A 26,248-nucleotide genomic window follows, 5' to 3' on the forward strand; every position below is an offset into this window, starting at 1 on the left:
GAGATAAGATAAAGATGGATAAAAATTTTTTCAATAAACGTTGTCATTACAGTATTCGTAAATTCGCTATTGGAGTAGCTTCTATTATGATTGGTGCCAGTATCTTTGGTGTTAATTTAGTAGAGGCAGCAGAAACAGGTAGTGTAGGAGATAAAGAGGGAACTATAACTCAAGCTCAGCCATTGGAAAAGTTACCTGATGAACTTGCAGCAGTTTTGAAGAAAGCAGAAGAAAATGCTGGGAAGGAAGCTAGCTCGACAGTTGGAAATGGAGAAACTACAGGAACGATTGGTTCTACTGATTCGACAAATAATCTTAAACCAGCTGAAGCACCTGGAATTCCAGAGAATGAAACAAAGCCGTCTGAAGCCATGAGTGGAGGACAAAATGATAAAGAAATCGCTAAACCTAGTCAACCAATTACACCTGAAACTCCAAAAGTAGAGCAAACAGGTGATGGAACAGTTGAATTGGCAGATCAATTCACTGCAAGCAAACCAGCTAGCGAAGCCAGTATTGAAGCTGCCAGCAAGAGCTCAGACTATCTCAAAAAAGAGTACAAGGTCTTTCCAACTCCACAAAAAGTGACTTATGGAGAAGGTGTCACAGCCCTTCGTAAGCAAGTCAATCTGGTAATGGGCGATCAACTCGATATCTATACTCGCAATCGCTTGAAGAGCGTTTTGCAGGACAATCAAGTATCTTACAAAACTAGTAAAACGGTCGTTTCTGGCGCAACTAATATCTATCTTGGAGTGCATGGACAAGGTTCACAAGCAGAACAAAACTTGTCCAAGGTTTCCGCAGGTCTCTTTGACAAAATTGATGCTTATGCTCTGACCATCAAGGACAACTCTATCTTCATCGTCGGAAAAGACACAGATGCGGTCTTTTATGGTTTGACAACCTTGAAACATATGCTCAAGGAAAGTCAAGTGCCAGTCCTTCGCAATGTGACAGTGGAAGATTACGCTGAAATCAAGAACCGTGGGTTTATCGAAGGTTACTATGGAAATCCATGGTCTAATGAAAATCGTAAAGAATTGATGCGTTATGGAAGTGAATTGAAGTTAACTCAATACTATTTCGCACCAAAAGATGATCCATACCACAATAAGAAATGGCGTGAACTTTACCCAGAAGAAAAACTGGCTGAAATCCGAGAACTTGCACGTGTCGGTAATCAAACAAAGACACGTTATGTTTGGACCATCCATCCATTTATGAACAATCGTATCCGCTTTGGCAATGAAGCGCATTACCAGGCTGATCTTGCAACCATAAAGGCTAAGTTTACTCAGTTGTTGGACGTGGGAGTGCGTGAATTTGGTGTGCTTGCAGATGATGCACCAAGCCCAGTTGGTGGTTACCATAGTTATGTTCGCTTGATGAAGGATATCACAAATTGGTTGACTGAAAAACAAACAACATACAGTGGTCTCCGTAAAGATATGATTTTTGTTCCTGCCTGGTACATGGGGCAAGGAACTGAAGCTGAACTTCGAACCTTGAATGAATATCTTCCTGAAAATGTCCATTTAACTCTTACTGGTGGAAAGGTCTGGGGGGCTGTTGACCAAACATTCTTAACGAACTTAAAGAAAAATTTAACAGAAGGTGGTAAGACTTACCGTCCAATTCAGTTCTGGATTAACTGGCCATGTAATGATAATACAAAACCCCACCTAATTCTTGGAGGCGGTGAAAAATTCTTACATCCAAATGTTGATTTATCACTTGCACAAGGAATTATGCTAAATCCAATGCAACAATCTGAAGCATCTAAAGTGGCACTTTTTGATATGGCTCAGTATGGATGGAAACAATGGAGAAGTGTAGAAGAAGCAGAACAAATCAACGATATGGCCTTTAACTATGTAGTTAATGATCATTTTGAAGAAAGCAGTGTTTCGAAGGCTTTTCGAGAACTCGGAAAACACATGCGCAATCAAAATAGACCTCCCCATGTCACTAAATTAGAAGAGTCTGTAGAATTGGCTCCAAAATTGACAGAATTCTATAACAAACTCAAATCTGGTCAAAATCTGGATACTGAAAGAAAAGAGTTGAGGGAAATTTTTGCTGGTTTGAAAGCCAATGCTCTATTACTTAAAGAAAAAGGTGATCAGAAATTAATCGAACAAATTCACTATTGGTTAGAGAATACAGTAGATCAAATGAACGCGCTTGAAGCTTTCCTAACAGCTACAGAAGGTCTTACTGAAAAGAATGATGCCAAGGTGTGGGAGTATTATCAGGCCGGAGTCAAACATTATGACCAGTCAGTTAAGTATGCCTTCTTTTACGTTGACCATTATGAATACGCAGAATTTGGTGTCCAACATATTCGACCATTTATCAATAATCTCAAAGAATACTTAGCCTTACATATCCAAGCAATGTTGAATCCAGATAAATTTGTGACAACATTTATTACGAATCGTGCTGGAATAGAAGGCGGATTGAAAGAAGTCACAGATGGTGACTTTGATACACATGTGATTGCCAAAACAACCATTGTGATTGAGAGAGGCGATTATGTAGGCTTGCGCTTTAATAAGGCAATTAAAATACACAAATTAGGTTTCGCTACGGGTACTAATACGGCCGATAATTATACCTTTAGTAATGCTCTTGTTGAATATCAAAATGAACATGGAGAATGGGAAGCCATAACGAGCCCTGCTTATACTGGTAGAGAACGTATTCTGGAATTTAATGACCTCGATATCACAGCTCAAGCTGTTCGTATGATAGCAACAGCTAAGAAGGATAATGCTTGGCTTGCCATGCGTGAAATTGCTGTTAACAGACCCCTAGAATTGGGTAGTAAGAAGGTTAGGGGCACTATTAGTTTAAGTCCAAACCTTGTTTACAAATATGGAACAAGTGTTGTTCAGATGCAAGATGGTCGAGAAAACACAGAATCCATGATGGCACATGTTGATCAGACCAATGTCACACCAGCGCAAGCCTGGGTACAAATGGACTTAGGTGGACTGCACAAAGTAAAACGAGTTCATCTGATGCAAGGGGAACGAGATAAACTAGCATCTGGTGTCATCGAATATTCTGCAGATGGTACAAATTGGACAACGCTTCAAAATTTATCAGGGCAACGAACTTCTGATATTGTGCAAGAATTTACAACTCGTTTTGTTCGCATTCGCAATACACAAACCTTAAATAAGTGGTGGAGAATTGCGGAATTTACAGTAGATGTCGATAGTCCAAATCTTGACTTAACAGACACTAACGTGGACTCCTTGAAGGAAACACCAGTAGTGGATAGCTTGGGCAGTTACGAGCTTCAAATTCCAGCTGGAACCAAACTCCCTGCTCATAGCTATCTAGGTATGAAGCTTGACCGTATCCATCAGATCAAGAGCATCCAGCTCAAAGGCCAAGCCAACCCTGCTCTTAGCCTAGAGTATTCTGCAAATGCACAAGAATGGACACCAGCCAGCCAGTTGACAGACAGAACTGTGGCAACCCACTTAGTACGTTATGTTCGTCTAGTCAATAAAACAGATCAGGAACAAGCTGTGACAGCCACTTCTCTCCTTGTGACAACCAAAGAAGTACAACCAACCAAACTAGAATCTACAACTATGGGCATTCATCCAACATACGGAAGCAATGATGTTCGTAAACTAAACAACCTAGATCAACTATTTGACGGTGTTTACAACAACTTCGTTGAGTTTTCAGACTATGCCCATAAAGATGGTCATGTGACCTTGAAACTTGGTAGCGAACGCACTATCAAGAAGATTAGAGCCTACATCCAAGACGGAACTCAAAACTACCTTCGTGATGGTAAGATTCAAGTCAGCCAAGACGGTAAAACTTGGACAGATGTTGTGACAGTAGGAGATGGTGTAGCCAATAGCCAACACGATGATTCATTGACAGATGGTTGGACACATGATTCTAAGATGCCAGGAAATCGCTACATCGAAGGTGAATTGACGACACCAGTCAAAGCCAACTATCTCCGTGTTCTCTATACTGCAGACTATGATGCTCGTTTTGTAGGCTTTACAGAATTGGTCATCAATGATGGTGAATTTGTCAAACCAATCAATGATCCGACAGTAGAAGGAAACAGTGGAGAAAGCCAAGGCAATCTCTACAACAATCTTGTAGACGGAAAAGTCTTGACCAGCTACAAGTCTGAAAAAGACAAGGGCGAATTGGTGTATCACTTATCTGAGCCAACCAATGCCAACCACCTTCGTCTCGTTTCCAGTCTTCCTGAAGGAGCTAAGGCACGTGTTCTTGCTAGAACACTCAAGGATGGTCAAGACAGTTGGACAGACCTCGGTGCCATTACATCTAGTCTCCAAACCTTCGCTATCCGAAATGGTGGCTCTCTTCTAGACGTCAAATTAGTCTGGGAAGGTGGCAAGGCTGAGTTTTATGAATTGGCGAGCTTCTATCAAGATTTGACAGAAGAATCTGTTCAATCAAGTAAGGGTGAAGAACCAGCACCCGTGCTTGAAGTTCCTGAGTTCACAGGTGGTGTCAATGCAGTGATGGCTCTAGTGCATGAATTGCCAGAATACACAGGTCTGCTAGCAACAGTAGGTGACCAATCTGCTCCAATGGTAGAGAAACCTGAGTTCCAAGGTGGTGTCAATGCAGTTGAAGCCTTGGTACATGAGCTTCCAGAGTACACAGGCCCATTATCAACAGTAGGTGACCAATCCGTACCTACAGTAGAAAAACCAGAGTTCCAGGGCGGAGTCAACTCCGTTATGGCCTTGAAACATGAGCTCCCAGCTTACACAGGTCCCTTATCAACAGTAGGCGACCAGGCAGCACCGACAGTAGAGAAACCAGAGTTCAAGCTAAGTTCGTTAGAAAAAACTCAGACTTCAGGAGCACCAGTTCAAATTGCCAAAGAAGACAAGAGATTGCCAGAAACTGGTGAGAAACAGTCAGAAACAGCTATTTTCTTGGCAAGTGTTGGACTAGCTCTATCTGCTATCTTTGTCGCAAAAAGTAAAAAAGAAATTAATTGACTTTGAAAAAAGAGATATTTCGTAGAGGGGCTTTGTCCCCTCTTTTTCTATATGAAGGAAGAGATTTATGTTTAAGATGCAAGGTCAATAAACTTTATAGTATAATGAATAGAGAGGAAAAAACGATGAAAGTGATTGATCAAGCCTTACTAGAAAAAGTCATTATTGAACGTTCTCGTACCAGTCATAAAGGAGACTATGGCCGTCTACTCTTGCTTGGTGGGATCTATCCTTATGGTGGAGCCATCATCATGGCTGCCTTGGCAGCTGTAAAAAGTGGTGCAGGATTGGTGACCGTTGGAACAGATAGGGAAAATATCCTTGCTCTACACAGTCATTTACCTGAGGCTATGGCCTTCTCTCTTCAAGATCAGCAATTGTTAAAAGAGCAATTGGAGAGGGCAGAAGTTGTCTTATTGGGACCTGGTTTACGAGATGATACTTTTGGAGAAGAACTAGTCAAACAGGTCTTTGCTAGCTTAAGACAGAATCAGATTTTGATTGTAGACGGAGGTGCCTTGACTATTCTCGCTAGGATAAGTCTGTCATTTCCTTCTAGTCAGCTCATCCTAACTCCCCACCAAAAGGAATGGGAAAGACTGTCTGGTATAGTTCTTGACCATCAAAATACAGAGACGACTGCTAGAGCTCTTTCAGCTTTTCCTCAAGGAACGATTCTAGTTGAGAAAGGTCCGGCAACTCGTATCTGGCAAGTCGGTCAGCCTGAATATTATCAATTAGAAGTCGGAGGCCCCTATCAAGCAACTGGTGGGATGGGAGATACTCTGGCTGGGATGATTGCAGGTTTTGCAGGTCAGTTCTGTCAAACCAACCTTTATGAGAGAGTGGTGGTAGCTACTCATCTTCATTCAGCTATCGCGCAAGAACTAGCTCAAGAAAATTACCTTGTCTTGCCAACAGAAATTAGCAAGGAACTTCCAAAAACAATGAAAAAAATATCTCAAAAAGGCAGCTAATACCTTAGTTGTCTTTTTATGTTGATGTAGCTTTGTTGATAAGGTTTTCAAATACCTCAGAACTAGCGACCAACTGCTGAACTTGCGTGAAATTCTCACTTTTAAGGTCTTGATTTTTAGTCAAACTCGCAATTAAAGCGAGATTGTTATCAAAGTTGAGGGGTGTCAAATCATGCTTTTTTTGATATAATTTTTAATGATGAATGCGAGAAATGATCGGTATGTGGTCGTTGATTTAGAGGCGACCAGCACCGGAAGCAAGGCAAAAATTATTCAAGTAGGCATTGTGGTGATTGAGAATGGTGAAATCATCGATCAGTATGCGACTGATGTCAATCCTCACGAACCCTTGGATTCTCATATCAAAGAATTAACGGGTCTGACCGATCAGCGTTTGGCTGTGGCACCAGAATTTTCTCAGGTAGCTGGAAAAATTTTTGAATTGGTTAAGGACGGTATTTTTGTTGCGCACAATGTACAGTTTGATGCCAACCTTCTTGCGGAATTTCTCTTTTTTGAAGGATATGAATTGCGCACACCGCGGGTGGATACAGTTGAGCTTGCCCAGGTTCTGTATCCTCAGTTTGAAAAGTATAACTTAGGTATCCTTTGTCAAGAGTTGGGCATTGAGCTGGAACATGCCCATACTGCCCTGTCAGATGCTCAAGCAACAGCTGAACTCTTGCTTTACATGCGTCAAAAACTCTTCGAGTTACCTAAAGGGCTCTTAGAAAGCTTGTTAGACCTTGCAGATAACCTTCTCTATGAAAGTTATCTGGTGATTGAGGAGGTCTATCAGCAACAATCTCTCCTGTCCTCTCCGGAATTGATAGAACTACATGGGCTTTTCCTGAGAAAGGAAAGCAAAGTCTTAGTCCCAAGAAAGTTATCCAAAGACTTTGCTAAAAACATTTCTTTATTGGGGCTGGAGGAGCGTCCGCAACAGTTGGAATTTGCGGAGAAGATTGAGCAATTATTGGAAGAACACCAGACTTCCTTTATCCAAGCCCAAACGGGACTGGGCAAGACTTATGGTTATCTCCTTCCAGCTTTGAACTTGGAGAGTGAAGCAGGGATACTAGTGAGCGTTCCGACCAAAATTCTTCAAAATCAAATTATGCAAGAAGAAGGTCAGCGCTTAAAAGAGGTCTTCCATCTGGAGATTCATAGTCTCAAGGGGCCTCAAAATTACTTGAAATTGGATGCTTTTCACCAAGTCCTCCATCGGCCTGAGTCCAATCGTCTTTTCACACGATTTAAAATGCAACTGCTCATCTGGCTAACGGAGACAGAGATTGGTGATTTGGACGAAATCGGGCAACTTTATCGCTATCAACACTTTCTGCCTGAACTAGTCCACGATGGCAAGCTTTCAAAGAAAAGTTTATTTGCTACAGAGGATTTTTGGAAACGAGGGCAGGAAAAGGCACAGACCAGTCGCGTTCTTCTGACCAATCATGCCTATCTGGTCACTCGTTTGGAAGACAATCCAGAGTTTGTCGACAATCGATTGGTGATCTTGGATGAAGCTCAAAAAATGCTGCTAGCTCTTGAAAATCTAGCCCAGCAGGCTTATCGCCTTGAGGATCTTGTAACTCAAATTGAAAAGTCCTTGGAGACAGAGGGAGTTTTGGTTCAGAAGCGCTTGCTTGAGAGTATTAGCTTTGAATGTCGTTACTTGACGGAGCACTATCAGTCAAGCCTTAAGGATGGAAAGTGGTTGGATTCTCTCGAACAGTTGCGCCAGCATTTTTCGGAGCTAGGTCTCCCAGAGTATCGAGAAATTGCAAACTTTTTCGCGTCGGACCGTGAATTTTGGCTTGCTACAGCAGAGAAATCGGGCAAGGATGTCTTGATTTGTTCAAGCAAAAAAGGCCGCTTTATACTAGCAGATTTATTGCCAGAAGATTGTAGGCTCCTAGGAGTATCGGCCACTCTTGAAATCAGCAATCGGGTTTCCTTAGCAGATTTATTGGGATTTCCAGATGCTCCGCTTGTTAAGCTTGATGTAGCAAAGCAGGAGCAACAAGAAGTCTTTCTAGTCGATGATTTTCCTCTTGTGACAGAAGTTTCGCCTTTTGACTATGCTAATGAAGTGTCTTCTGTTATCCGAAGGTTACAAGTCTTTCAAGAACCTTTATTGGTTTTGTTTACTTCAAAAGAAATGCTGCTGGCAGTTTCGGACCTGCTCGACCAACCGCATCTGGCTCAGTATAAAAATGGGGAACCAAGTCAACTGAAAAAACGTTTTGAAAAAGGTGAACGCCAGATCTTACTTGGAACAGGTAGTTTCTGGGAAGGAGTTGACTTTTCTACCCATCCTTGCGTAATCCAAGTGATTCCGAGATTGCCTTTCCAAAATCCCCAAGAGCCTTTAACCAAAAAATTAAACCAAGAACTGCGTCAAGAAGGGAAAAATCCTTTCTATGATTATCAGTTACCGATGGCGATCATTCGGCTAAAACAAGCCCTTGGTCGTACTGTTAGACGGCCCAACCAAGGTTCGGTTGCTGTAATCTTAGACAGTCGTGTCGTCAGCAAGCGTTACGGCAAACAAATCGCCCAGACCTTGTCAAAAGAAAGGGCTGTTCAGGTTCTTTCTAGAGAACAGTTAGAGCCTGCTGTAGCTGATTTTCTCCAATCCCGTCGCAATAGAATGAAAGAAAAATCCAAGAAAGAGAAAAGGTAAAAAATATGAAACGTTCCTTCGACTCTCGAGTCGATTATAGCCTCCTTCTACCAGTGTTTTGTTTACTGGTGATTGGAGTAGTGTCCATTTATATAGCAGTTAGTCATGACTATCCAAATAATGTGTTACCAATACTAGGCCAGCAAATCGCTTGGATTTCCTTGGGTCTTGTCATTGGTTTTGTGGTCATGTTCTTCAATACCGAGTTTTTATGGAAGGTGACTCCCTATCTTTATGGTCTAGGGCTAGCTTTGATGGTCCTACCCCTTGTTTTTTACAATCCGAGTCTGGTAGCTTCTACGGGAGCTAAAAACTGGGTGTCTATCGGGGGAACCACGCTCTTTCAACCATCTGAGTTCATGAAGATTTCCTACATCTTGATATTGGCTCGAGTCATTGTACAATTCACTCAAAAACACAAAGAATGGCGACGGACTATTCTGTTGGATTTCCTATTGATTGGTTGGATGATTGCCTTTACCATCCCAGTCTTGATCCTCTTAGCCCTACAAAGTGACTTAGGGACTGCCTTGGTCTTTGTAGCTATTTTTGCAGGCATGGTCCTCCTTTCAGGTGTTTCGTGGAAGATTATCATTCCTGTTTTTGCAACAGGAGTGACTGCAGTTGCAGGCTTCATGGCCATCTTTATAAGTAAGGATGGACGTGCCTTCTTGCATCAGATTGGGATGCCAACATACCAGATTAACCGTATTTTGGCTTGGCTCAATCCCTTTGATTTCGCGCAAACAACGACTTACCAACAGGCGCAGGGGCAAATTGCTATTGGAAGTGGTGGCTTGTTTGGACAAGGTTTCAATGTGTCCAATCTCCTCATTCCAGTACGTGAAAGCGATATGATTTTCACAGTGATTGCTGAAGACTTTGGCTTCATTGGTTCAGTCTTTGTCATTGCTTTGTATTTGCTTCTTATCTATCGTATGTTGAAGATTACGCTCAGGTCAAATAACCAGTTCTATACCTATATTTCGACTGGTTTTATCATGATGTTGCTCTTCCATATCTTTGAAAATATCGGTGCTGTAACAGGCCTACTTCCTTTGACAGGGATTCCTCTGCCATTCATTTCTCAAGGGGGCTCCGCAATTATTAGTAACCTCATCGGAGTCGGTCTTCTCTTATCTATGAGTTACCAGACCAATCTAGCTGAAGAAAAGAGTGGAAAAATTCCATTCAAACGAAAGAAAGTCGTCTTAAAACAAATCAAATAAGGAGGCCACTATGGCAAAAGTTGCAGTTATCTTAGCAAATGGCTTTGAAGAAATCGAAGCCTTGACAGTAGTCGATGTCTTGCGTCGAGCAAACATTTCCTGTGATATGGTAGGATTTGAGGAACAGGTGACAGGATCACATGACATTCAGGTAAAAGCCGATCGTGTCTTTGATGGTGATTTATCCGACTATGATTTAGTAGTTCTTCCAGGTGGTATGCCTGGATCAGCAAATCTACGGGATAATCAAGCCCTCATTTCTGAGGTTCAATCCTTTAACCAAGTAGGAAAGAAAATTGCGGCTATCTGTGCAGCCCCAATCGCCCTCCACCAAGCAGGTGTTTTAAAAGACAAGCGCTTTACCTGTTATGACGGTGTTCAGGAGCAAATTACTGACGGGATTTACCAAAAGGAAACAGTGGTTGTGGATGGCAATCTAACAACTAGCCGAGGGCCGTCAATTGCCCTTGCCTTTGCCTATGAATTGGTGGAGCAGTTGGGAGGAGATGCAGAAAGTTTACGAGTCGGCATGCTCTATCGAGATGTCTTTGGAAATCAGCAGTAAAACGAGAGTTCGGCTCTCGTTTTTTACTTGGAAAAATCTAGGAAAACATCGCTTTTTTCATAAAAAAATGGTATAATGAAGGGTATGAAATATCACGACTACATATGGGATTTAGGTGGTACCTTATTGGATAATTACGAGACTTCTACAGCAGCTTTTGTAGAAACCTTGGCCCAATACGGAATAGAGCAAGAACACGACCGTGTTTATGAAGCCTTGAAGGTTTCGACAGCTTTTGCCATTGAGAAGTTTGCCCCAGATATCGAGGATTTTTTAGAGAGCTACAAAGAGAATGAGGCACGTGAGCTAGAGCATCCAGTTCTGTTTGAGGGAATTCCAGAGTTACTCAAAGACATCTCTGACAAGGGTGGTCGCCATTTCTTGGTTTCTCATCGAAATGACCAAGTTCTGGAACTTCTTGCTAAGACCCAGATAGCCAACTACTTCACCGAGGTGGTGACTGCCAGTTCTGGCTTTAAACGAAAACCAGATCCTGAGTCCATGATTTATTTACGTGATAAATATCATATTACATCTGGTTTGGTCATTGGTGACAGAAAGATTGATGTAGAAGCAGGTGAAGCTGCTGGCTTAGATGCCTATCTTTTTAATAACGTTGCGACATTGAGACAAGCAATAGACATGTAAGAAAAGGAAAAAAATGACAGAAGAAATCAAAAATCAACAAGCACAGGATTATGATGCCAGTCAAATTCAAGTTTTGGAGGGGCTTGAAGCCGTTCGTATGCGTCCAGGTATGTATATTGGGTCGACTTCAAAAGAAGGTCTTCACCACCTAGTCTGGGAAATTGTTGATAACTCTATTGACGAAGCCTTGGCTGGATTTGCCAGTCATATCCAAGTTTTTATAGAGCCAGATAATTCCATCACGGTTGTGGATGACGGTCGTGGAATTCCTGTTGACATTCAGGAAAAGACGGGACGTCCTGCTGTTGAGACAGTTTTTACGGTTCTTCACGCTGGAGGAAAATTTGGCGGTGGCGGATATAAGGTATCAGGTGGTCTTCACGGTGTGGGTTCATCAGTAGTAAACGCTCTTTCAACGCAACTAGACGTTCATGTTCACAAAAACGGTAAGATTCATTACCAAGAATACCGTCGTGGTCATGTTGTTGCTGATCTTGAGGTCGTTGGAGATACGGATAAAACTGGAACAACAGTTCACTTCACGCCGGATCCAGAGATTTTTACTGAAACAACGACCTTTGATTTTGACAAATTAAACAAACGTATTCAAGAATTAGCCTTTTTGAACCGAGGACTTCGGATCTCCATCACAGATAAGCGTGAAGGTCTCGAACAAAGCAAACATTACCACTATGAGGGTGGGATTGCTAGCTACGTTGAATATATCAATGAGAACAAGGATGTGATCTTTGATACGCCAATCTACACAGACGGTGAGATGGATGATATTACAGTTGAAGTAGCCATGCAGTACACAACTGGTTATCACGAAAACGTCATGAGTTTCGCCAATAACATTCACACCCATGAAGGTGGTACGCATGAGCAAGGTTTCCGTACAGCGCTGACACGTGTTATCAATGATTATGCCCGCAAAAATAAGCTACTAAAAGACAATGAAGACAACCTGACAGGGGAAGATGTCCGTGAAGGATTAACTGCTGTGATTTCTGTCAAGCATCCAAATCCGCAGTTTGAAGGACAAACCAAGACCAAACTGGGCAATAGCGAAGTGGTTAAGATTACCAATCGTCTCTTCAGCGATGCCTTCTCTGATTTTCTCATGGAAAATCCGCAGATTGCTAAGCGCATCGTGGAAAAAGGGATTTTGGCTGCCAAGGCTCGTGTAGCTGCCAAGCGTGCGCGTGAAGTCACTCGCAAGAAATCTGGTTTGGAAATTTCCAATCTTCCAGGAAAACTAGCAGACTGTTCTTCGAACAACCCAGCTGAAACCGAACTCTTTATCGTTGAGGGAGACTCAGCTGGTGGGTCAGCTAAATCTGGTCGTAACCGTGAATTCCAAGCTATCTTGCCGATTCGTGGTAAGATCTTGAACGTTGAAAAAGCTAGCATGGATAAAATCCTTGCAAACGAAGAAATTCGGAGTCTCTTCACAGCCATGGGGACAGGATTTGGTGCAGAATTTGATGTCACTAAGGCTCGTTACCAAAAACTCGTTTTGATGACTGATGCCGATGTCGATGGAGCCCACATTCGTACTCTATTGTTAACCTTGATTTACCGCTACATGAAACCAATTCTAGAAGCTGGATATGTCTACATTGCTCAACCGCCAATCTACGGAGTAAAAGTTGGAAGTGAGATCAAAGAATACATTCAACCTGGTGCAGATCAAGAAATTAAACTCCAAGAAGCCTTAGCACGTCATAGTGAAGGGCGTTCAAAACCAACCATCCAACGTTATAAAGGTTTGGGAGAAATGGACGACCACCAATTGTGGGAAACTACCATGGATCCTGAACATCGCTTGATGGCGCGTGTTTCGGTAGATGATGCAGCAGAAGCTGATAAAATCTTTGATATGTTGATGGGTGACCGAGTTGAACCTCGCCGTGAATTTATCGAAGAAAATGCCGTTTACAGTACCCTTGACGTCTAAAAAATGTGGGAAATAGTTCCCATGACCTAAAAAATATGATATAATCAATACGATTGTTTCTAGTATAAAAGGAGTTTGATATGTCTAATGGACAACTAATTTATCTAATGGTTGCGATTGCAGTCATTTTGATTCTGGCTTATGTAGCGGCAATCTTCCTACGTAAGCGTAATGTAAGTAGATTGACGGCCCTCGAAGAAAGAAAAGAAGAACTCTACAACCTTCCTGTAAATGATGAGGTTGAAGCGGTTAAAAACATGCATTTGATTGGTCAAAGTCAGGTAACCTTCCGTGAATGGAATCAAAAATGGGTTGATTTATCCCTTAACTCATTTGCTGATATTGAAAATAACCTGTTTGAGGCTGAAGGCTATAATAATTCTTTTCGCTTTTTCAAAGCGACTCACCAAATCGATCAAATCGAAAGTCAAATTGATTTAATTGAAGAAGACATTGCGGCGATTCGCAATGCGCTTTCAGAGCTTGAAAAACAAGAGTCTAAGAATAGCGGACGTGTTCTGCATGCTTTGGACTTATTTGAAAATCTGCAACATACCGTAGCAGAAAATTCGGAACAGTATGGTAAAGCCCTTCCTGAAATTGAGAAACAATTGGAAAATATCCAGTCAGAGTTTTCTCAATTTGTAACCTTGAACTCTTCAGGTGACCCAGTTGAAGCTGCAGCAATTCTTGATTCAACTGAAAATCATATTCTCGCTTTGACACATATCGTTGATCGTGTTCCATCTCTCGTGAAGACTTTGTCAACAGAACTTCCAGAACAATTGGAAGATTTGGAGGAAGGCTACCGTAAACTCTTGGATGCTAATTATCACTTCACTGAAACGGACATCGAGTCACGCTTCCAACTTTTACATGAATCCTTGAAAAATAATCAAGAAAACATCCGCCAGTTGGAATTGGATAATGCAGAGTATGAAAATACACAAATCCAAGAAGAGATTAATGCGCTCTACGATATCTTCACGCGTGAAATAGCTGCCCAAAAAGTCGTTGAAAGTCTCCTTTCAACGCTTCCAACCTACCTCAATCACTTGAAAGAAAATAATCAGGTTTTGGTTCAAGACCTTGAACGCTTGAATAAAACTTATCTTCTCCCAGAAAGTGATGGGAACCATGTCCGCCGTCTTCAAGCTGAATTGTCAGGGCTTGATACAGCGATCACAGAGGCAACTGAAGATCAGACAGAACCTACTCAAGCCTACTCTGTTTTAGAGGAGCAGCTTAGTTCACTTCAAAGTAATCTAAAAGACATTGAAGACGAACAAGTTTCTGTTAGTGAACGCCTAGCCCAAATCGAAAAAGACGACATCAATGCTCGTCAGAAAGCAAATGTCTATGTGAATCGCTTGCATACTATCAAACGTTACATGGAGAAGAGAAACTTGCCGGGTATTCCTCAAAGTTTCTTGAAACTTTTCTTCGCTGCAAGCCATAACACAGAAGATCTGATGGCAGAGTTAGAACAAGCACAAGTTAATATTGAATCAGTTAAACGAATTCTTGAAATTGCGACCCATGACATGGAGGCTCTTGAAACAGAAACCTACAATATTGTTCAATACGCGACCTTGACGGAGCAACTCTTGCAGTATTCAAACCGTTACCGTTCATTTGATGAGCGTATCCAGCAAGCTTTCAATGAAGCACTTGAAATTTTTGAAAAAGAATTTGACTACAAGGCATCATTTGAGAAGATTTCTCAAGCCTTGGAAGTTGCAGAGCCTGGAGTCACAAATCGCTTTGTTTCTTCTTATGAAAAAACACGTGAAGCGATTCGCTTCTAATACCTGAAAAGCTTAGATCATCTAGGCTTTTTATTATTTCTTTCAAAAATAGAAGAATATCGATTTATCATTGAAATTATAGTTCTGATTTGATATGATGGAGGTATGAAGAAAAATAGAGAGAAGCGTGTTTCCCACGATAAAAAGAGAAGTAGATTACTTTCCCTTGTTGGAATCTTAGGCCTTGCTATGATCTGCTTAGGTGGTGCCATTGGCCATAAGATTCTACAAAAGCAATCTTATGAACAAAAAATTGAAGCGCTAAAAAGTGAAAAAGATCAACAATTCAACGCAGGTAGTCAGAAAGACCATTTCCGAAAAGGTCAAGCCGAAGTGATTGTCTACTACCCTCTTCAAGGAGAGGAAGTCATTGCGTCTGTTAGAGAAAAGATCAACCAGGATATCAAAGAAAAGCTAGAAGATAAAGAGGATCTGGTCTTTTATTATACGGAGCAGTTGGATCCCGTCCTAAAAGGGGTTGTTGCACGTAATATTACTAAGCAGGTCTATGATCTGTCTGCTTCAAAAGTGGAGGAAAAAGAAAAGACTTCTTTAGGAAAAATTTTCTTGACAGAAGACGGCAAAACTTTCACTCTTAGTCAACTTTTCAAAGATGCGAGCAAGGCTAAGGAACTACTGCTGAGCCAAATCAAATCAACCCTAGAAGATAAGAAACTTGACCAGACAAAAATTGATCAGGTGCTAAAAACCTTCACAGACCAAGAATTGGCATCTTGGAGCTTTGACTATAAAGATAGTCAACTCATCCTTTATCCTGCTGACCAAGTGGAGACTCTGGAGGAAATTGCTTTACCAATATCCAGTTTCTTTGACGTTATTGAGTCATCCTATCTGCTTGAGAAAGATGCTGAACTTTACCAGGCTTACTTTGCTCAGAAAAATAAAAAAGTTGTAGCCTTGACTTTTGATGATGGTCCAAATCCATCTACAACTACCCAGGCTTTGGATACATTAGCTAAGTACAATGTAAAGGCGACCTTCTTTGTACTTGGTAAAAATATTGCTGGCAATGAAGATCTTCTGAAACGAATGAAATCAGAAGGACATGTTGTGGGAAATCATAGCTGGGATCATCCCGTTCTTTCAAAATTGACTCTTGAAGATGCTAAAAAGCAAATCATGGATACGGAAGATGCCTTGACCAAGGTTTTAGGTTCGAGTTCTAAACTTATGCGCCCCCCTTACGGAGCGATTACAGATGATATTCGTAATAGTCTGGATTTGAGTTTTATCATGTGGAATGTAGATAGTTTGGACTGGAAGAGTAAAAATGAGACAGCCATTTTAACAGAGATTCAGCATCAAGTTCGTAATGGATCGATTGTTCTTATGCATGATATTCATGGCGCTACAGTTAATGCTCTTCCAAAGATTATAGAATATCTGAAAGAGCAAGGTTATACATTTGTGACTGTTCCGGAAATGCTCAATTCACGTCTAAAAGCTCACGAAATGTATTACGATCGTGATCAATGATTTTAAAATCTAAAGGAGCAAGTGTGCTGATAATCAGGACTTTGTTTCTTTAGATTTTCTTCACATAGAAAGGAAAAAAGATGAAATCTTACACCCTTAATAATGGAGTTTCAATCCCAGTTTTAGGATTTGGAACATGGAAGGCTGAAAATGGAGAGGTAGCCTACCAAGCCGTTTTAGAAGCCTTAAAGGCTGGATATCGTCATATTGATACTGCGGCTATCTATCAAAATGAGGAGAGTGTTGGTCGTGCTATTCGAGATAGCGGTATTCCACGACAAGAAATCTTTGTAACGACCAAACTTTGGAATACCAATCACAGCTATGATGAAGCTCGCCAAGCTTTTGAGGAATCAATGGAAAAACTGGGCTTAGACTATCTAGATTTGTATCTTATCCATTGGCCGAATCCAAAACCACTAAGAGAAAACGACGAATGGAAAACTCGCAATGCTGAAGTCTGGAGAGCGATGGAGGACCTTTACCAAGAAGGCAAGATTCGTGCTATCGGCGTTAGTAATTTCCTTCCCAAGCATTTGAATGCCTTGCTTGAGACAGCAAGAATCATTCCAGCGGTTAATCAGGTGCGATTAGCGCCAGGAGTTTATCAAGAGGAAGTAGTTGCCTACTGTAGAGAGAAAGGAATTCTCCTAGAGGCTTGGGGACCTTTTGGACAAGGAGAATTGTTTAATAAGAAAGAAGTCCAAGAAATTGCTGATAAGCATGGAAAATCAGTTGCTCAAATCGCCTTGGCTTGGAGTTTGGCAGAAGAGTTTTTACCGTTACCTAAGTCAGTGACAGCCTCTCGCATCCAGAGCAATCTTGACTGTTTTGGAATTGAACTCAGCAAAGACGAGCGAGAAGTCTTAAAGACGATTTCGGTGACTTCGGGCGCACCTCGTGTGGATGAGATGGATTTTTAAAAAGTAAGAAAAAGAATTGTAAATTTCGTACCTTTCTGATATAATATTCAACAGGAAAGAAAGTCTTATGGCGTTCTTCAAGCGAGTTTGGGACAGTGGGAGCCAAGTAGAACAAGGTAAGAAACTGGCGCTTTCTGTCGTATTTTTAAAAACAATGAAGTAATAAATTAGGGTGGAACCGCGTTTCTGACGCCCCTAGTCGCAAGGCTTGGGTGTTGAAATTCGGTTCTTTTTGAATTTCGTCTAATACCTAAGTAGAAAGGAGCATAATGCTTAAAGGATCTTGTTTATGTAAAGCAGTTACCTACACTTTAGATGAGGAATTGTCGGAATTAGTTTTTTGTCATTGCTCATTCTGTCGGAAAGCAACTGCGTCTGCCTATACAGTTAATGCCAAAGTTAGCAGCAAAAATCTGGTATTGTATGGAGAAGAGAATTTGGTTACTTATAGTTCATCTCCAGGGAAACAACGCTATTACTGCCAGAACTGTCATAGTCAAATTTTCACTATTCAAGAAGATGTACCAGAAGTTTGTGCTTTGAAATTGGGCACAGTAGATGAATGCAATCAGAATTTACAAACTGTTCCTAAACGTCATATTTTTCAGGATCCAGCTTTTTCTTGGTTGCTTGATAAATAAATTTAAAAAGATAATATAAACTAAAGGAGTATTCAATGTCTAAGAAATTAACATTTCACTGCGTCAGTGGCATAGACCTCCTTACAGTCGGGCTGCCCCACGATCAGCACTAGAGTGCCTGAGCTAGACGCAGTACTAACTCGTCTTGCCTCGTATGATCGACGAGGCAGACTCGTGTCGCAAGTAATTTATAAAAAAAGGAGTAAACAATGTCTAAGAAATTAACATTTCAAGAAATTATTTTGACTTTGCAACAATTTTGGAATGACCAAGGTTGTATGCTCATGCAGGCTTATGACAATGAAAAAGGTGCGGGGACAATGAGTCCTTACACTTTCCTTCGTGCTATCGGGCCTGAGCCATGGAATGCGGCTTATGTGGAGCCATCACGTCGTCCTGCTGACGGTCGTTACGGGGAAAATCCTAACCGTCTTTACCAACACCACCAATTCCAAGTGGTCATGAAGCCATCTCCATCAAATATTCAAGAACTTTACCTTGAGTCTTTGGAAAAATTGGGAATCAATCCATTGGAACATGATATCCGCTTCGTTGAGGACAACTGGGAAAATCCATCGACTGGTTCAGCTGGTCTTGGTTGGGAAGTTTGGCTTGACGGGATGGAAATCACTCAGTTCACTTATTTCCAACAAGTTGGTGGATTGGCAACTGGTCCTGTGACTGCGGAAGTTACTTATGGTTTGGAACGCTTGGCTTCTTATATTCAGGAAGTAGATTCTGTCTATGATATCGAGTGGGCTGATGGTGTAAAATACGGAGAAATCTTCATCCAGCCTGAGTACGAGCATTCAAAATATTCATTTGAGATTTCAGACCAGGAAATGTTGCTTGAAAACTTTGATAAGTTTGAAAAAGAAGCTGGTCGTGCCTTAGAGGAAGGCTTGGTTCACCCTGCCTATGACTATGTTCTCAAATGTTCACATACCTTTAACTTGCTTGACGCGCGTGGTGCCGTATCTGTAACCGAGCGTGCAGGCTATATCGCTCGTATTCGTAACTTGGCCCGTGTCGTAGCCAAAACCTTTGTCGCAGAACGCAAACGCCTAGGCTACCCACTTTTAGACGAGGCAACACGAGCTAAACTCTTAGCAGAAGACGCAGAGTAAAGAGAGTGACAGTTTACGAAAATGGGCGAACAGAGTGAGCCCTGAGCCAAGTTGCCACAGTGATGAAGGTATCCTTAGTGATGCTAAGGATACTAGGCAAAATTGGAGACTTTTGGCTCCAATTTTAGCAATGAAACGACGAAGTCGGTTGCTTGCGTGCCAATCACATAAGACAAACTGGAAAATAAAAAGATACTTTTCGGAGAAAAAATATGACAAAAAACTTATTAGTAGAACTCGGTCTTGAAGAGTTACCAGCCTACGTAGTAACTCCAAGCGAAAAACAACTAGGTGAAAAAATGACCGCCTTCCTCAAGGAAAACCGCCTTTCCTTTGAAGCCATTCAAACCTTCTCAACACCACGTCGTTTGGCTGTTCGTGTGACTAGTCTTGCAGACAAACAGTCTGATTTGACAGAAGATTTCAAGGGTCCGGCAAAGAAAATTGCACTGGATAGTGATGGAAACTTCACCAAAGCAGCTCAAGGATTTGTCCGTGGGAAAGGCTTGACAGTTGAAGATATTGAATTCCGTGAAATCAAGGGTGAAGAATATGTCTATGTTACCAAGGAAGAAGTGGGTAAACCAGTTGAAGCCATTGTTCCTGGTGTAGTAGACGTCTTGAAGTCACTGATATTCCCTGTCAGCATGCACTGGGCTAACAATACTTTTGAATATATCCGCCCTGTACACACTTTGACAGTTCTCTTGGACGAACAAGAGTTTGATTTGGATTTCCTTGATATCAAGGGTGGGCGTGTGAGTCGCGGCCATCGTTTCTTGGGACAAGAAACTAAGATTCAGTCAGCATTGAGCTACGAAGAAGACCTTCGTGAACAGTTTGTAATCGCAGATCCTCGTGAACGTGAACAAATGATTGTTGATCAAATCAAGGAAATTGAGGCAAAACATGGTGTTAGCATCGAAATTGATGCCGACTTGCTTAACGAGGTATTGAACCTGGTTGAATACCCAACTGCCTTTATGGGAAGTTTTGATGCCAAATACCTTGAAGTTCCAGAAGAAGTCTTGGTGACTTCGATGAAGGAACACCAACGTTATTTCGTTGTTCGTGATCAAGACGGTAAACTCTTGCCAAACTTTATTTCTGTTCGTAATGGAAACGCAGAGCATTTGGGAAATGTCATCAAGGGTAATGAAAAAGTCTTAGTTGCCCGCTTGGAAGACGGAGAATTCTTCTGGCGTGAAGACCAAAAATTGGTCATTTCAGATCTTGTTGAAAAATTGAACCAGGTGACCTTCCATGAAAAGATTGGTTCCCTTCGTGAACACATGATTCGTACAGGTCAGATTGCCGTCCTTTTGGCGGAAAAAGCTGGTTTATCAGTGGATGAAACGATTGATCTTGCCCGCGCAGCAGCCATTTACAAGTTTGACTTGTTGACAGGTATGGTTGGTGAGTTTGATGAGCTACAAGGGATTATGGGTGAGAAATATGCCCTTCTTGCTGGTGAAACTCCAGCAGTTGCAGCTGCCATTCGTGAACACTACATGCCTACATCAGCCGAAGGAGAGCTTCCAGAGAGCAAGGTGGGGGCAGTGCTTGCCATTGCAGACAAATTGGATACGATTTTGAGTTTCTTCTCAGTAGGTTTGATTCCATCAGGTTCTAATGACCCTTATGCCCTTCGTCGTGCGACGCAAGGTGTGGTACGTATCTTGGATGCCTTTGGTTGGTACATTGCTATGGATGAGTTGATTGATAGCCTTTATGCTTTGAAATTTGACAGCTTGACTTATGAAAATAAAGCAGAGGTTATGGACTTTATCAAGGCTCGTGTTGATAAGATGATGGGTTCTACTCCAAAAGACATTAAGGAAGCGGTTCTTGCAAGTTCGAACTTTGTCGTGGCGGATATGTTGGAAGCAGCAAGTGCTCTTGTAGAAGCAAGCAAGGAAGAAAACTTCAAGCCGTCTGTTGAATCTCTCTCTCGTGCTTTCAACTTGGCTGAGAAAGCGGAAGGATATGAAACAGTTGATCCTGCTCTCTTTGAAAATGAAGAAGAGAAAGCCTTGGCGGAAGCAGTAGAGTCACTCGTTTTATCAGGGACTGCAAGTCAGCAATTAGAACAACTCTTTGCGCTTAGTCCAGTTATTGATGCTTTCTTTGAGAATACTATGGTAATGACCGATGATCAAGATATTCGTCAAAATCGATTGGCCATCTTGTCGCAATTAACCAATAAAGCAGTGAAACTTGCACGTTTCAACCAAATTAATACCAAGTAAAATCTGTTAAACGGATTAAATCTTATCATAAAGGAGAGAAACATGGATCCTAAAAAAATTGATCGTATTAACGAGCTTGCTAAAAAGAAAAAAACAGAAGGCTTAACTTCTGCTGAAAAAGTGGAACAAGCTAAACTTCGTGAGGAGTACATTGAAGGCTATCGTCGTTCTGTTCGCCACCACATTGAAGGAATCAAAATTGTCGACGAAGAAGGAAATGACGTCACACCAGAAAAACTACGTCAGGTACAACGTGAAAAAGGTTTGCACGGCCGTAGTTTAGATGATCCTAACTCATAAAATGAAAGGGGGGTGTAGATGATTTACAAGCCCCTTTTCTGTTGTAATAAAAAAGGAGCCATTTGGCTCCTTTTTGGTTTCTTAGTTGCTTGCACCAGAAGTGGCGTCGGCGTCACCACCATGGCCTCCAGCGTCCCCCGAATCAGAAGCGCCAGAAGTAGCATCTGCGTCTCCATGACCTCCGGCAGCAGGAGCAAATGGTCCGCTACCACCCACCAAACGTTGACCAGTCTCTTTTAGGTACCATTCAAGCCATGGTTGGAAGTTAAAGACGATTTCATTGATTCCAGCGTAAGATCCATCAGGATAGTACATTGCTTGGTAGTTGTGGGTGTTGATAACACCTGCAGGAGAACCTGGAACGATCGTACGGACGTATTCTTGGTTTCCGTTGCGAAGTGTTCCGATGACCCACTCTACATTCTTCATACGTGCTGGTGGAAGAGAATTGTGAACAGTCGACATACGGTTACCTGATTGAGGTGGTACACGTTTGGCAAACATGGTGTCTGGATCTTGGTGAGCGTTGTTGTAGTAGAGGAATTGGTTGTTGTCATCAGCATATGTCAATTCAAATGGCATAGCTTTCAAGAACATATCGATTTGGTTAACTGTAAGGATACCGTGGTCCAATTTTACATAGGTATCACCAGAAACAGCTCCAGTGATTGCAGCAACTTTTTCTACCCATTCTGGATCGTCAGGATCAACTTCTGTGATGGTTGTAGCGATTGGTTTTCCACAATCCAAGTCTTCTGGTTCGATTGGTTTTGGTTTTTTCAATTTCGAAACGACTCCTACGTATTTTACAAAGTTATCTAAGCAAGTTTCAAGGAATTTAACAGTGCCTTCGTTGGTGATATTTCCTTCGTTATCAAAAGCTTCCTTAGCTTTACCAAGAAGGAATTCGTTACCTGGAAGCGTGTAGGCATTGACACCTGGAGCATCAAGGATTTTACGGAGGTGAACTTGGGCACGTGATGTTCCTTGGTCGTAGTATGATGCACCTACAATCATAACAGGCTTGTTTTCAAATGGATGAACTTCGTATGAAAGCCATTCGAGTACAGATTTGAGTGAAGCTGAGATAGTGTGGTTGTGCTCAGGAGTAGCGATAATGACACCATCAGCTCGTGTAATTTTGTTATACAAGAAGCGCAATTGGAAACTTTCGTCCCATTTTTCGTCTTGGTTAAACATTGGAACTTCGTCGATTTCAAGAACTTCTAATTCAAATTTGAATTTGAAATTACGACGAATAAATTCTAAGAGTTTGCGGTTATATGATTGATCGTAGTTTGATCCAACAAGTCCAACAAATTTCATTCTTTCGGTCTCCTATCTTACAAATTTTCCCAGTCAAATTCTTCGGCATCTTTGCGAAGCAATTCTTGTGCATTGCGCAATTTTTCAGTAATTTTCACGAAGATACGGAAGTCATCAAAGATGGCATCCAATTTCTTGATGACATCAAGGTCAACCAAGTCGCCACTTGGGTTAAATGCTTGAAGAGAGTGAGAAAGCAAGAATTCATCTGGTAGAACATTTGCCTTGATTTCAGGAGCGTTCAAGATTTGACGAAGCTGCAATTGGGCACGAGATGAACCAAGTGTACCATAGGAAGCACCAGTAATCATGATTGGTTTGTTCAAAAGTGGGTAGATACCGTAAGATAGCCAAGCAAGAGCGCTCATCAAAACTGCAGGGATAGAGTGGTCGTACTCAGGAGTACCGATAATCACACCGTCAGATGCTTCAATTTTAGTAGCAATTTCAAGAATTTCAGCTGGAAGAAGTTTATCTGCTGGTTTGTTGAAAACAGGGATGTCCTTAATTTCAACGAGTTCAATCTCAGCCTTATCGGCGAAGTGTTTTTGCATGTATTGGAGCAATTGGCGGTTTGTAGAACGTTTAGAGTTCGTTCCAACAATGGCAATAAGTTTTAGCATGAGATTTCCTTTCTCTTTTTACATAATACAATTTTGAAGGCCTGAAGAACAAGCAAAGCGTCCCTCTTTGTCGATGAGGATGGCTTCGATACCATCTAAACTTTCGACTTGCCAGAGGATAGAAGCGCTACGTTCTCCGAATAGGCGGGTTGTCCAAATCTCACCATCAACGGATTTATCAGAGATAATCGTTAGGCTAGCGAGCTCTGTTTCGACAGGGAATCCTGTCTCACTATCAAAAATATGGTGATAGTCTTTTCCGTCTATTGTCAGGTGGCGTTCATAGATACCTGAAGTGACGACGGATTTGTTAGAAGCAGGAATGGTTAGGAGATGATTGCCACGAGGATTTCGCGGATCTTGAATACCAATCTGCCAGGCTTTCCCTTCTTTGGCTTGATTGTTCCCGATGGTGAGGATATTTCCTCCGAGATTGATCAAGGCAGAGGTGACACCGTGTGCTTTTAAATACTGAGCAACCTTATCTGCACTATAGCCCTTGGCTAAACAACCTAGATCAAGCTTCATCCCTTTCTTCTCTAAAAAGACAGTAGAGTTAGTGGGATCTAACTTGATAAAATGCGGGTCAACTAGAGGCAAGACAGCTTCGATTTCGTTTAGCTCTGGGAGTCGGGCATCTGAAAAGCCGATTCGCCAAGTTTGAATCAAGGGACCAATACTGATATTGAGGTGGCTAGATGGAGCTAGGCTGTGTTCTAATCCAAGAGCAATCAGTTCAAACAGGTCAGGATGGATCTTTACAGGTGCAATTCCAGCCTGGTGATTGATTTCCATCAGTTCGGATTCTTGACTGTTGGCGTTGAAGCGGTACTCGAGTTCTTTGAGCAAATCAAAGGCTCCTTGAAGCAGGCAGTCTGCCTGTTTATCTACTAATGAAATCGTGATAGTTGTTCCCATTAGCCGTTCAGAACGTGAACGAAGAGGCAAGCTACCAACTCCTTTCTACTTCATAGGAAATCTTCTAAGTTATGTTAAATTCTAGGATAATTTAACCCCTTACATTTTCTTTCCATGTTTATAGCATAACATAAAGTCAGCGTTTTCACAAATAATTTTTGACAAAAAGTCAAGGAATATGCTTAAAATTAGTATGAAAACGATAGAAAAATTAGATTTATCAATGTTAAGTGTATTTTTTTCTGAAAATAAGAGAATTCTAAGCAAATACCTTGTAAACGCTAACAGTAAATGATATACTAGGAGAGTAAATTAAATTTTAAAGGTGGAATTATTCTATGAGTAAAATCGTTGTAGTTGGTGCTAACCACGCTGGTACAGCATGTATCAATACTATGTTGGACAACTTCGGACATGAAAATGAAATCGTTGTATTTGACCAAAACTCAAATATTTCATTCCTAGGTTGTGGAATGGCGCTTTGGATCGGGGAACAAATTGATGGCCCAGAAGGTCTCTTCTACTCTGATAAAGAAAAATTGGAAGCAAAAGGTGCTAAAGTGTACATGAACTCACCAGTTCTTTCAATTGACTACGATAATAAAGTTGTGACTGCAGAAGTTGAAGGTCAAGAACACAAAGAATCTTACGACAAATTGATCTTTGCGACTGGTTCAACTCCAATCTTGCCTCCAATCGAAGGTGTTGAAATCGTTAAGGGTAACCGCGAATTCAAAGCGACCCTTGAAAATGTTCAATTTGTTAAGTTGTACCAAAACGCTGAAGAAGTTATTGAGAAACTTGAAGATAAGAGCAAACACCTTGAGCGCATTGCCGTTGTTGGTGGTGGTTACATCGGTGTAGAGCTGGCTGAAGCTTTCGAACGTCTTGGAAAAGAAGTGGTGCTTGTTGATATCGTAGACACTGTTTTGAACGGCTACTATGACAAAGACTTTACCCAAATGATGGCGAAAAACTTGGAAGACCATAACATCCGCTTGGCACTTGGTCAAACAGTTAAAGCAATCCAAGGTGATGGTAAAGTTGAACGCTTGGTAACGGACAAAGAAACATTTGATGTGGATATGGTGGTTCTTGCAGTTGGTTTCCGTCCAAACACAGCCCTTGCTGACGGTAAGATTGAACTCTTCCGCAACGGTGCCTTCCTTGTAGATAAGAAACAAGAAACATCTATTCCAGGTGTATACGCTGTTGGTGACTGTGCAACTGTTTATGACAACGCTCGTAAAGACACTAGCTACATCGCGCTTGCTTCAAATGCTGTACGCACTGGTATCGTTGGTGCTTACAACGCTTGTGGACATGAACTTGAAGGAATCGGTGTACAAGGTTCAAACGGTATCTCAATCTACGGTCTTCACATGGTTTCAACTGGTTTGACTCTTGAGAAAGCAAAAGCTGCTGGTTATAACGCAACTGAAACTGGCTTTAACGATCTTCAAAAACCTGAATTTATCAAACATGACAACCACGAAGTTGCTATCAAGATTGTCTTTGACAAAGACAGCCGTGAAATTCTTGGTGCTCAAATGGTATCACGTGATTCTGCTATCAGCATGGGAATCCACATGTTCTCACTTGCTATCCAAGAGCATGTGACAATTGATAAATTGGCCTTGACAGACCTATTCTTCTTGCCACACTTTAACAAACCATACAACTACATCACAATGGCTGCACTTACAGCTGAAAAATAATAGAATTGTTATTTGAATATGAA

General features: G+C 41.5%; 17 protein-coding genes and 2 pseudogenes. 16 read left to right on the plus strand and 3 right to left on the minus strand.

All coding sequences use genetic code 11. The features are described 5' to 3' along the window. Positions 1 to 14 precede the first annotated feature (14 nt). The 15 genes and pseudogenes from D8805_RS10200 to D8805_RS00370 form a co-directional block, all read left to right on the plus strand. A pseudogene (locus D8805_RS10200) lies at positions 15 to 122 on the plus strand (YSIRK-type signal peptide-containing protein); the annotation flags it as partial. A gap of 279 nt (positions 123 to 401) precedes the next feature. Next, a pseudogene (locus D8805_RS00305) lies at positions 402 to 5,027 on the plus strand (SIALI-17 repeat-containing surface protein); the annotation flags it as partial. 125 nt (positions 5,028 to 5,152) lie between these two features. After that, entirely contained in the window at positions 5,153 to 6,004 is an 852-nt protein-coding gene (locus D8805_RS00310) for an NAD(P)H-hydrate dehydratase (protein ID WP_125415042.1), read from the plus strand. Between the two features lie 199 nt (positions 6,005 to 6,203). Beyond that, positions 6,204 to 8,693 (plus strand): bifunctional DnaQ family exonuclease/ATP-dependent helicase, encoded by a 2,490-nt coding sequence (locus D8805_RS00315; protein ID WP_376739455.1) that lies wholly within the window; start codon positions 6,204 to 6,206, stop codon positions 8,691 to 8,693. A gap of 5 nt (positions 8,694 to 8,698) precedes the next feature. Beyond that, positions 8,699 to 9,922, plus strand: coding sequence for an FtsW/RodA/SpoVE family cell cycle protein (locus D8805_RS00320; RefSeq protein WP_125415044.1), 1,224 nt, complete (start codon positions 8,699 to 8,701; stop codon positions 9,920 to 9,922). 10 nt (positions 9,923 to 9,932) lie between these two features. Next, entirely contained in the window at positions 9,933 to 10,487 is a 555-nt protein-coding gene (locus D8805_RS00325; RefSeq protein WP_125415045.1) for a DJ-1 family glyoxalase III, read from the plus strand. Between the two features lie 84 nt (positions 10,488 to 10,571). Further along, positions 10,572 to 11,135 (plus strand): HAD-IA family hydrolase, encoded by a 564-nt coding sequence (locus D8805_RS00330; RefSeq protein WP_061453858.1) that lies wholly within the window; start codon positions 10,572 to 10,574, stop codon positions 11,133 to 11,135. Between the two features lie 13 nt (positions 11,136 to 11,148). Further along, on the plus strand, positions 11,149 to 13,095 hold the full coding sequence (gene gyrB, locus D8805_RS00335; RefSeq protein ID WP_000134069.1) for a DNA topoisomerase (ATP-hydrolyzing) subunit B: 1,947 nt from the start codon (positions 11,149 to 11,151) through the stop codon (positions 13,093 to 13,095). Positions 13,096 to 13,175: 80 nt separating this feature from the next. Then, on the plus strand, positions 13,176 to 14,903 hold the full coding sequence (gene ezrA, locus D8805_RS00340; RefSeq protein WP_125415046.1) for a septation ring formation regulator EzrA: 1,728 nt from the start codon (positions 13,176 to 13,178) through the stop codon (positions 14,901 to 14,903). 105 nt (positions 14,904 to 15,008) lie between these two features. Beyond that, positions 15,009 to 16,400, plus strand: a complete 1,392-nt coding sequence (gene pgdA, locus D8805_RS00345) for a peptidoglycan-N-acetylglucosamine deacetylase PgdA (RefSeq protein WP_125415047.1) — start codon at positions 15,009 to 15,011, stop codon at positions 16,398 to 16,400. A gap of 80 nt (positions 16,401 to 16,480) precedes the next feature. Continuing rightward, on the plus strand, positions 16,481 to 17,323 hold the full coding sequence (locus D8805_RS00350) for an aldo/keto reductase (RefSeq protein ID WP_125415048.1): 843 nt from the start codon (positions 16,481 to 16,483) through the stop codon (positions 17,321 to 17,323). A 269-nt stretch (positions 17,324 to 17,592) separates the two neighbouring features. Continuing rightward, the gene (locus D8805_RS00355; protein ID WP_000912018.1) at positions 17,593 to 17,964 is read left to right on the plus strand and encodes a GFA family protein; all 372 of its coding nucleotides are present in this window, start codon (positions 17,593 to 17,595) and stop codon (positions 17,962 to 17,964) included. 209 nt (positions 17,965 to 18,173) lie between these two features. Then, the gene (gene glyQ, locus D8805_RS00360) at positions 18,174 to 19,091 is read left to right on the plus strand and encodes a glycine--tRNA ligase subunit alpha (RefSeq protein WP_000038733.1); all 918 of its coding nucleotides are present in this window, start codon (positions 18,174 to 18,176) and stop codon (positions 19,089 to 19,091) included. Positions 19,092 to 19,303: 212 nt separating this feature from the next. Beyond that, positions 19,304 to 21,340 (plus strand): glycine--tRNA ligase subunit beta, encoded by a 2,037-nt coding sequence (glyS, locus tag D8805_RS00365; protein ID WP_125415049.1) that lies wholly within the window; start codon positions 19,304 to 19,306, stop codon positions 21,338 to 21,340. A 42-nt stretch (positions 21,341 to 21,382) separates the two neighbouring features. Next, positions 21,383 to 21,640 (plus strand): DUF896 family protein, encoded by a 258-nt coding sequence (locus D8805_RS00370; protein WP_000371301.1) that lies wholly within the window; start codon positions 21,383 to 21,385, stop codon positions 21,638 to 21,640. Positions 21,641 to 21,721: 81 nt separating this feature from the next. Here the strand turns inward: D8805_RS00370 and D8805_RS00375 are convergent, their stop codons facing one another. From D8805_RS00375 to D8805_RS00385, 3 genes are read right to left on the minus strand one after another with little or no spacing between them, the layout of a single operon-like run. Then, positions 21,722 to 22,966: an NAD(P)H-dependent oxidoreductase gene (locus tag D8805_RS00375; protein WP_125415050.1), complete on the minus strand. Its 1,245-nt coding sequence runs from the start codon at positions 22,964 to 22,966 to the stop codon at positions 21,722 to 21,724. Between the two features lie 17 nt (positions 22,967 to 22,983). Next, positions 22,984 to 23,589 (minus strand): NADPH-dependent FMN reductase, encoded by a 606-nt coding sequence (locus D8805_RS00380; protein WP_125415051.1) that lies wholly within the window; start codon positions 23,587 to 23,589, stop codon positions 22,984 to 22,986. Positions 23,590 to 23,607: 18 nt separating this feature from the next. Further along, positions 23,608 to 24,537 carry an FAD:protein FMN transferase gene (locus D8805_RS00385; protein ID WP_125415052.1) on the minus strand — a complete coding sequence of 310 codons (930 nt, stop codon included), beginning with the start codon at positions 24,535 to 24,537 and terminating at the stop codon, positions 23,608 to 23,610. Between the two features lie 308 nt (positions 24,538 to 24,845). Between D8805_RS00385 and nox the strand changes: the two genes are divergently transcribed. After that, positions 24,846 to 26,225 carry a H2O-forming NADH oxidase gene (gene nox / locus D8805_RS00390; protein ID WP_061453802.1) on the plus strand — a complete coding sequence of 460 codons (1,380 nt, stop codon included), beginning with the start codon at positions 24,846 to 24,848 and terminating at the stop codon, positions 26,223 to 26,225. The last annotated feature ends 23 nt before the right edge of the window (positions 26,226 to 26,248 follow it).

Origin of the sequence: Streptococcus oralis subsp. dentisani, from assembly GCF_003944205.1 — a bacterium.
Lineage (GTDB): Bacteria > Bacillota > Bacilli > Lactobacillales > Streptococcaceae > Streptococcus > Streptococcus oralis_BH.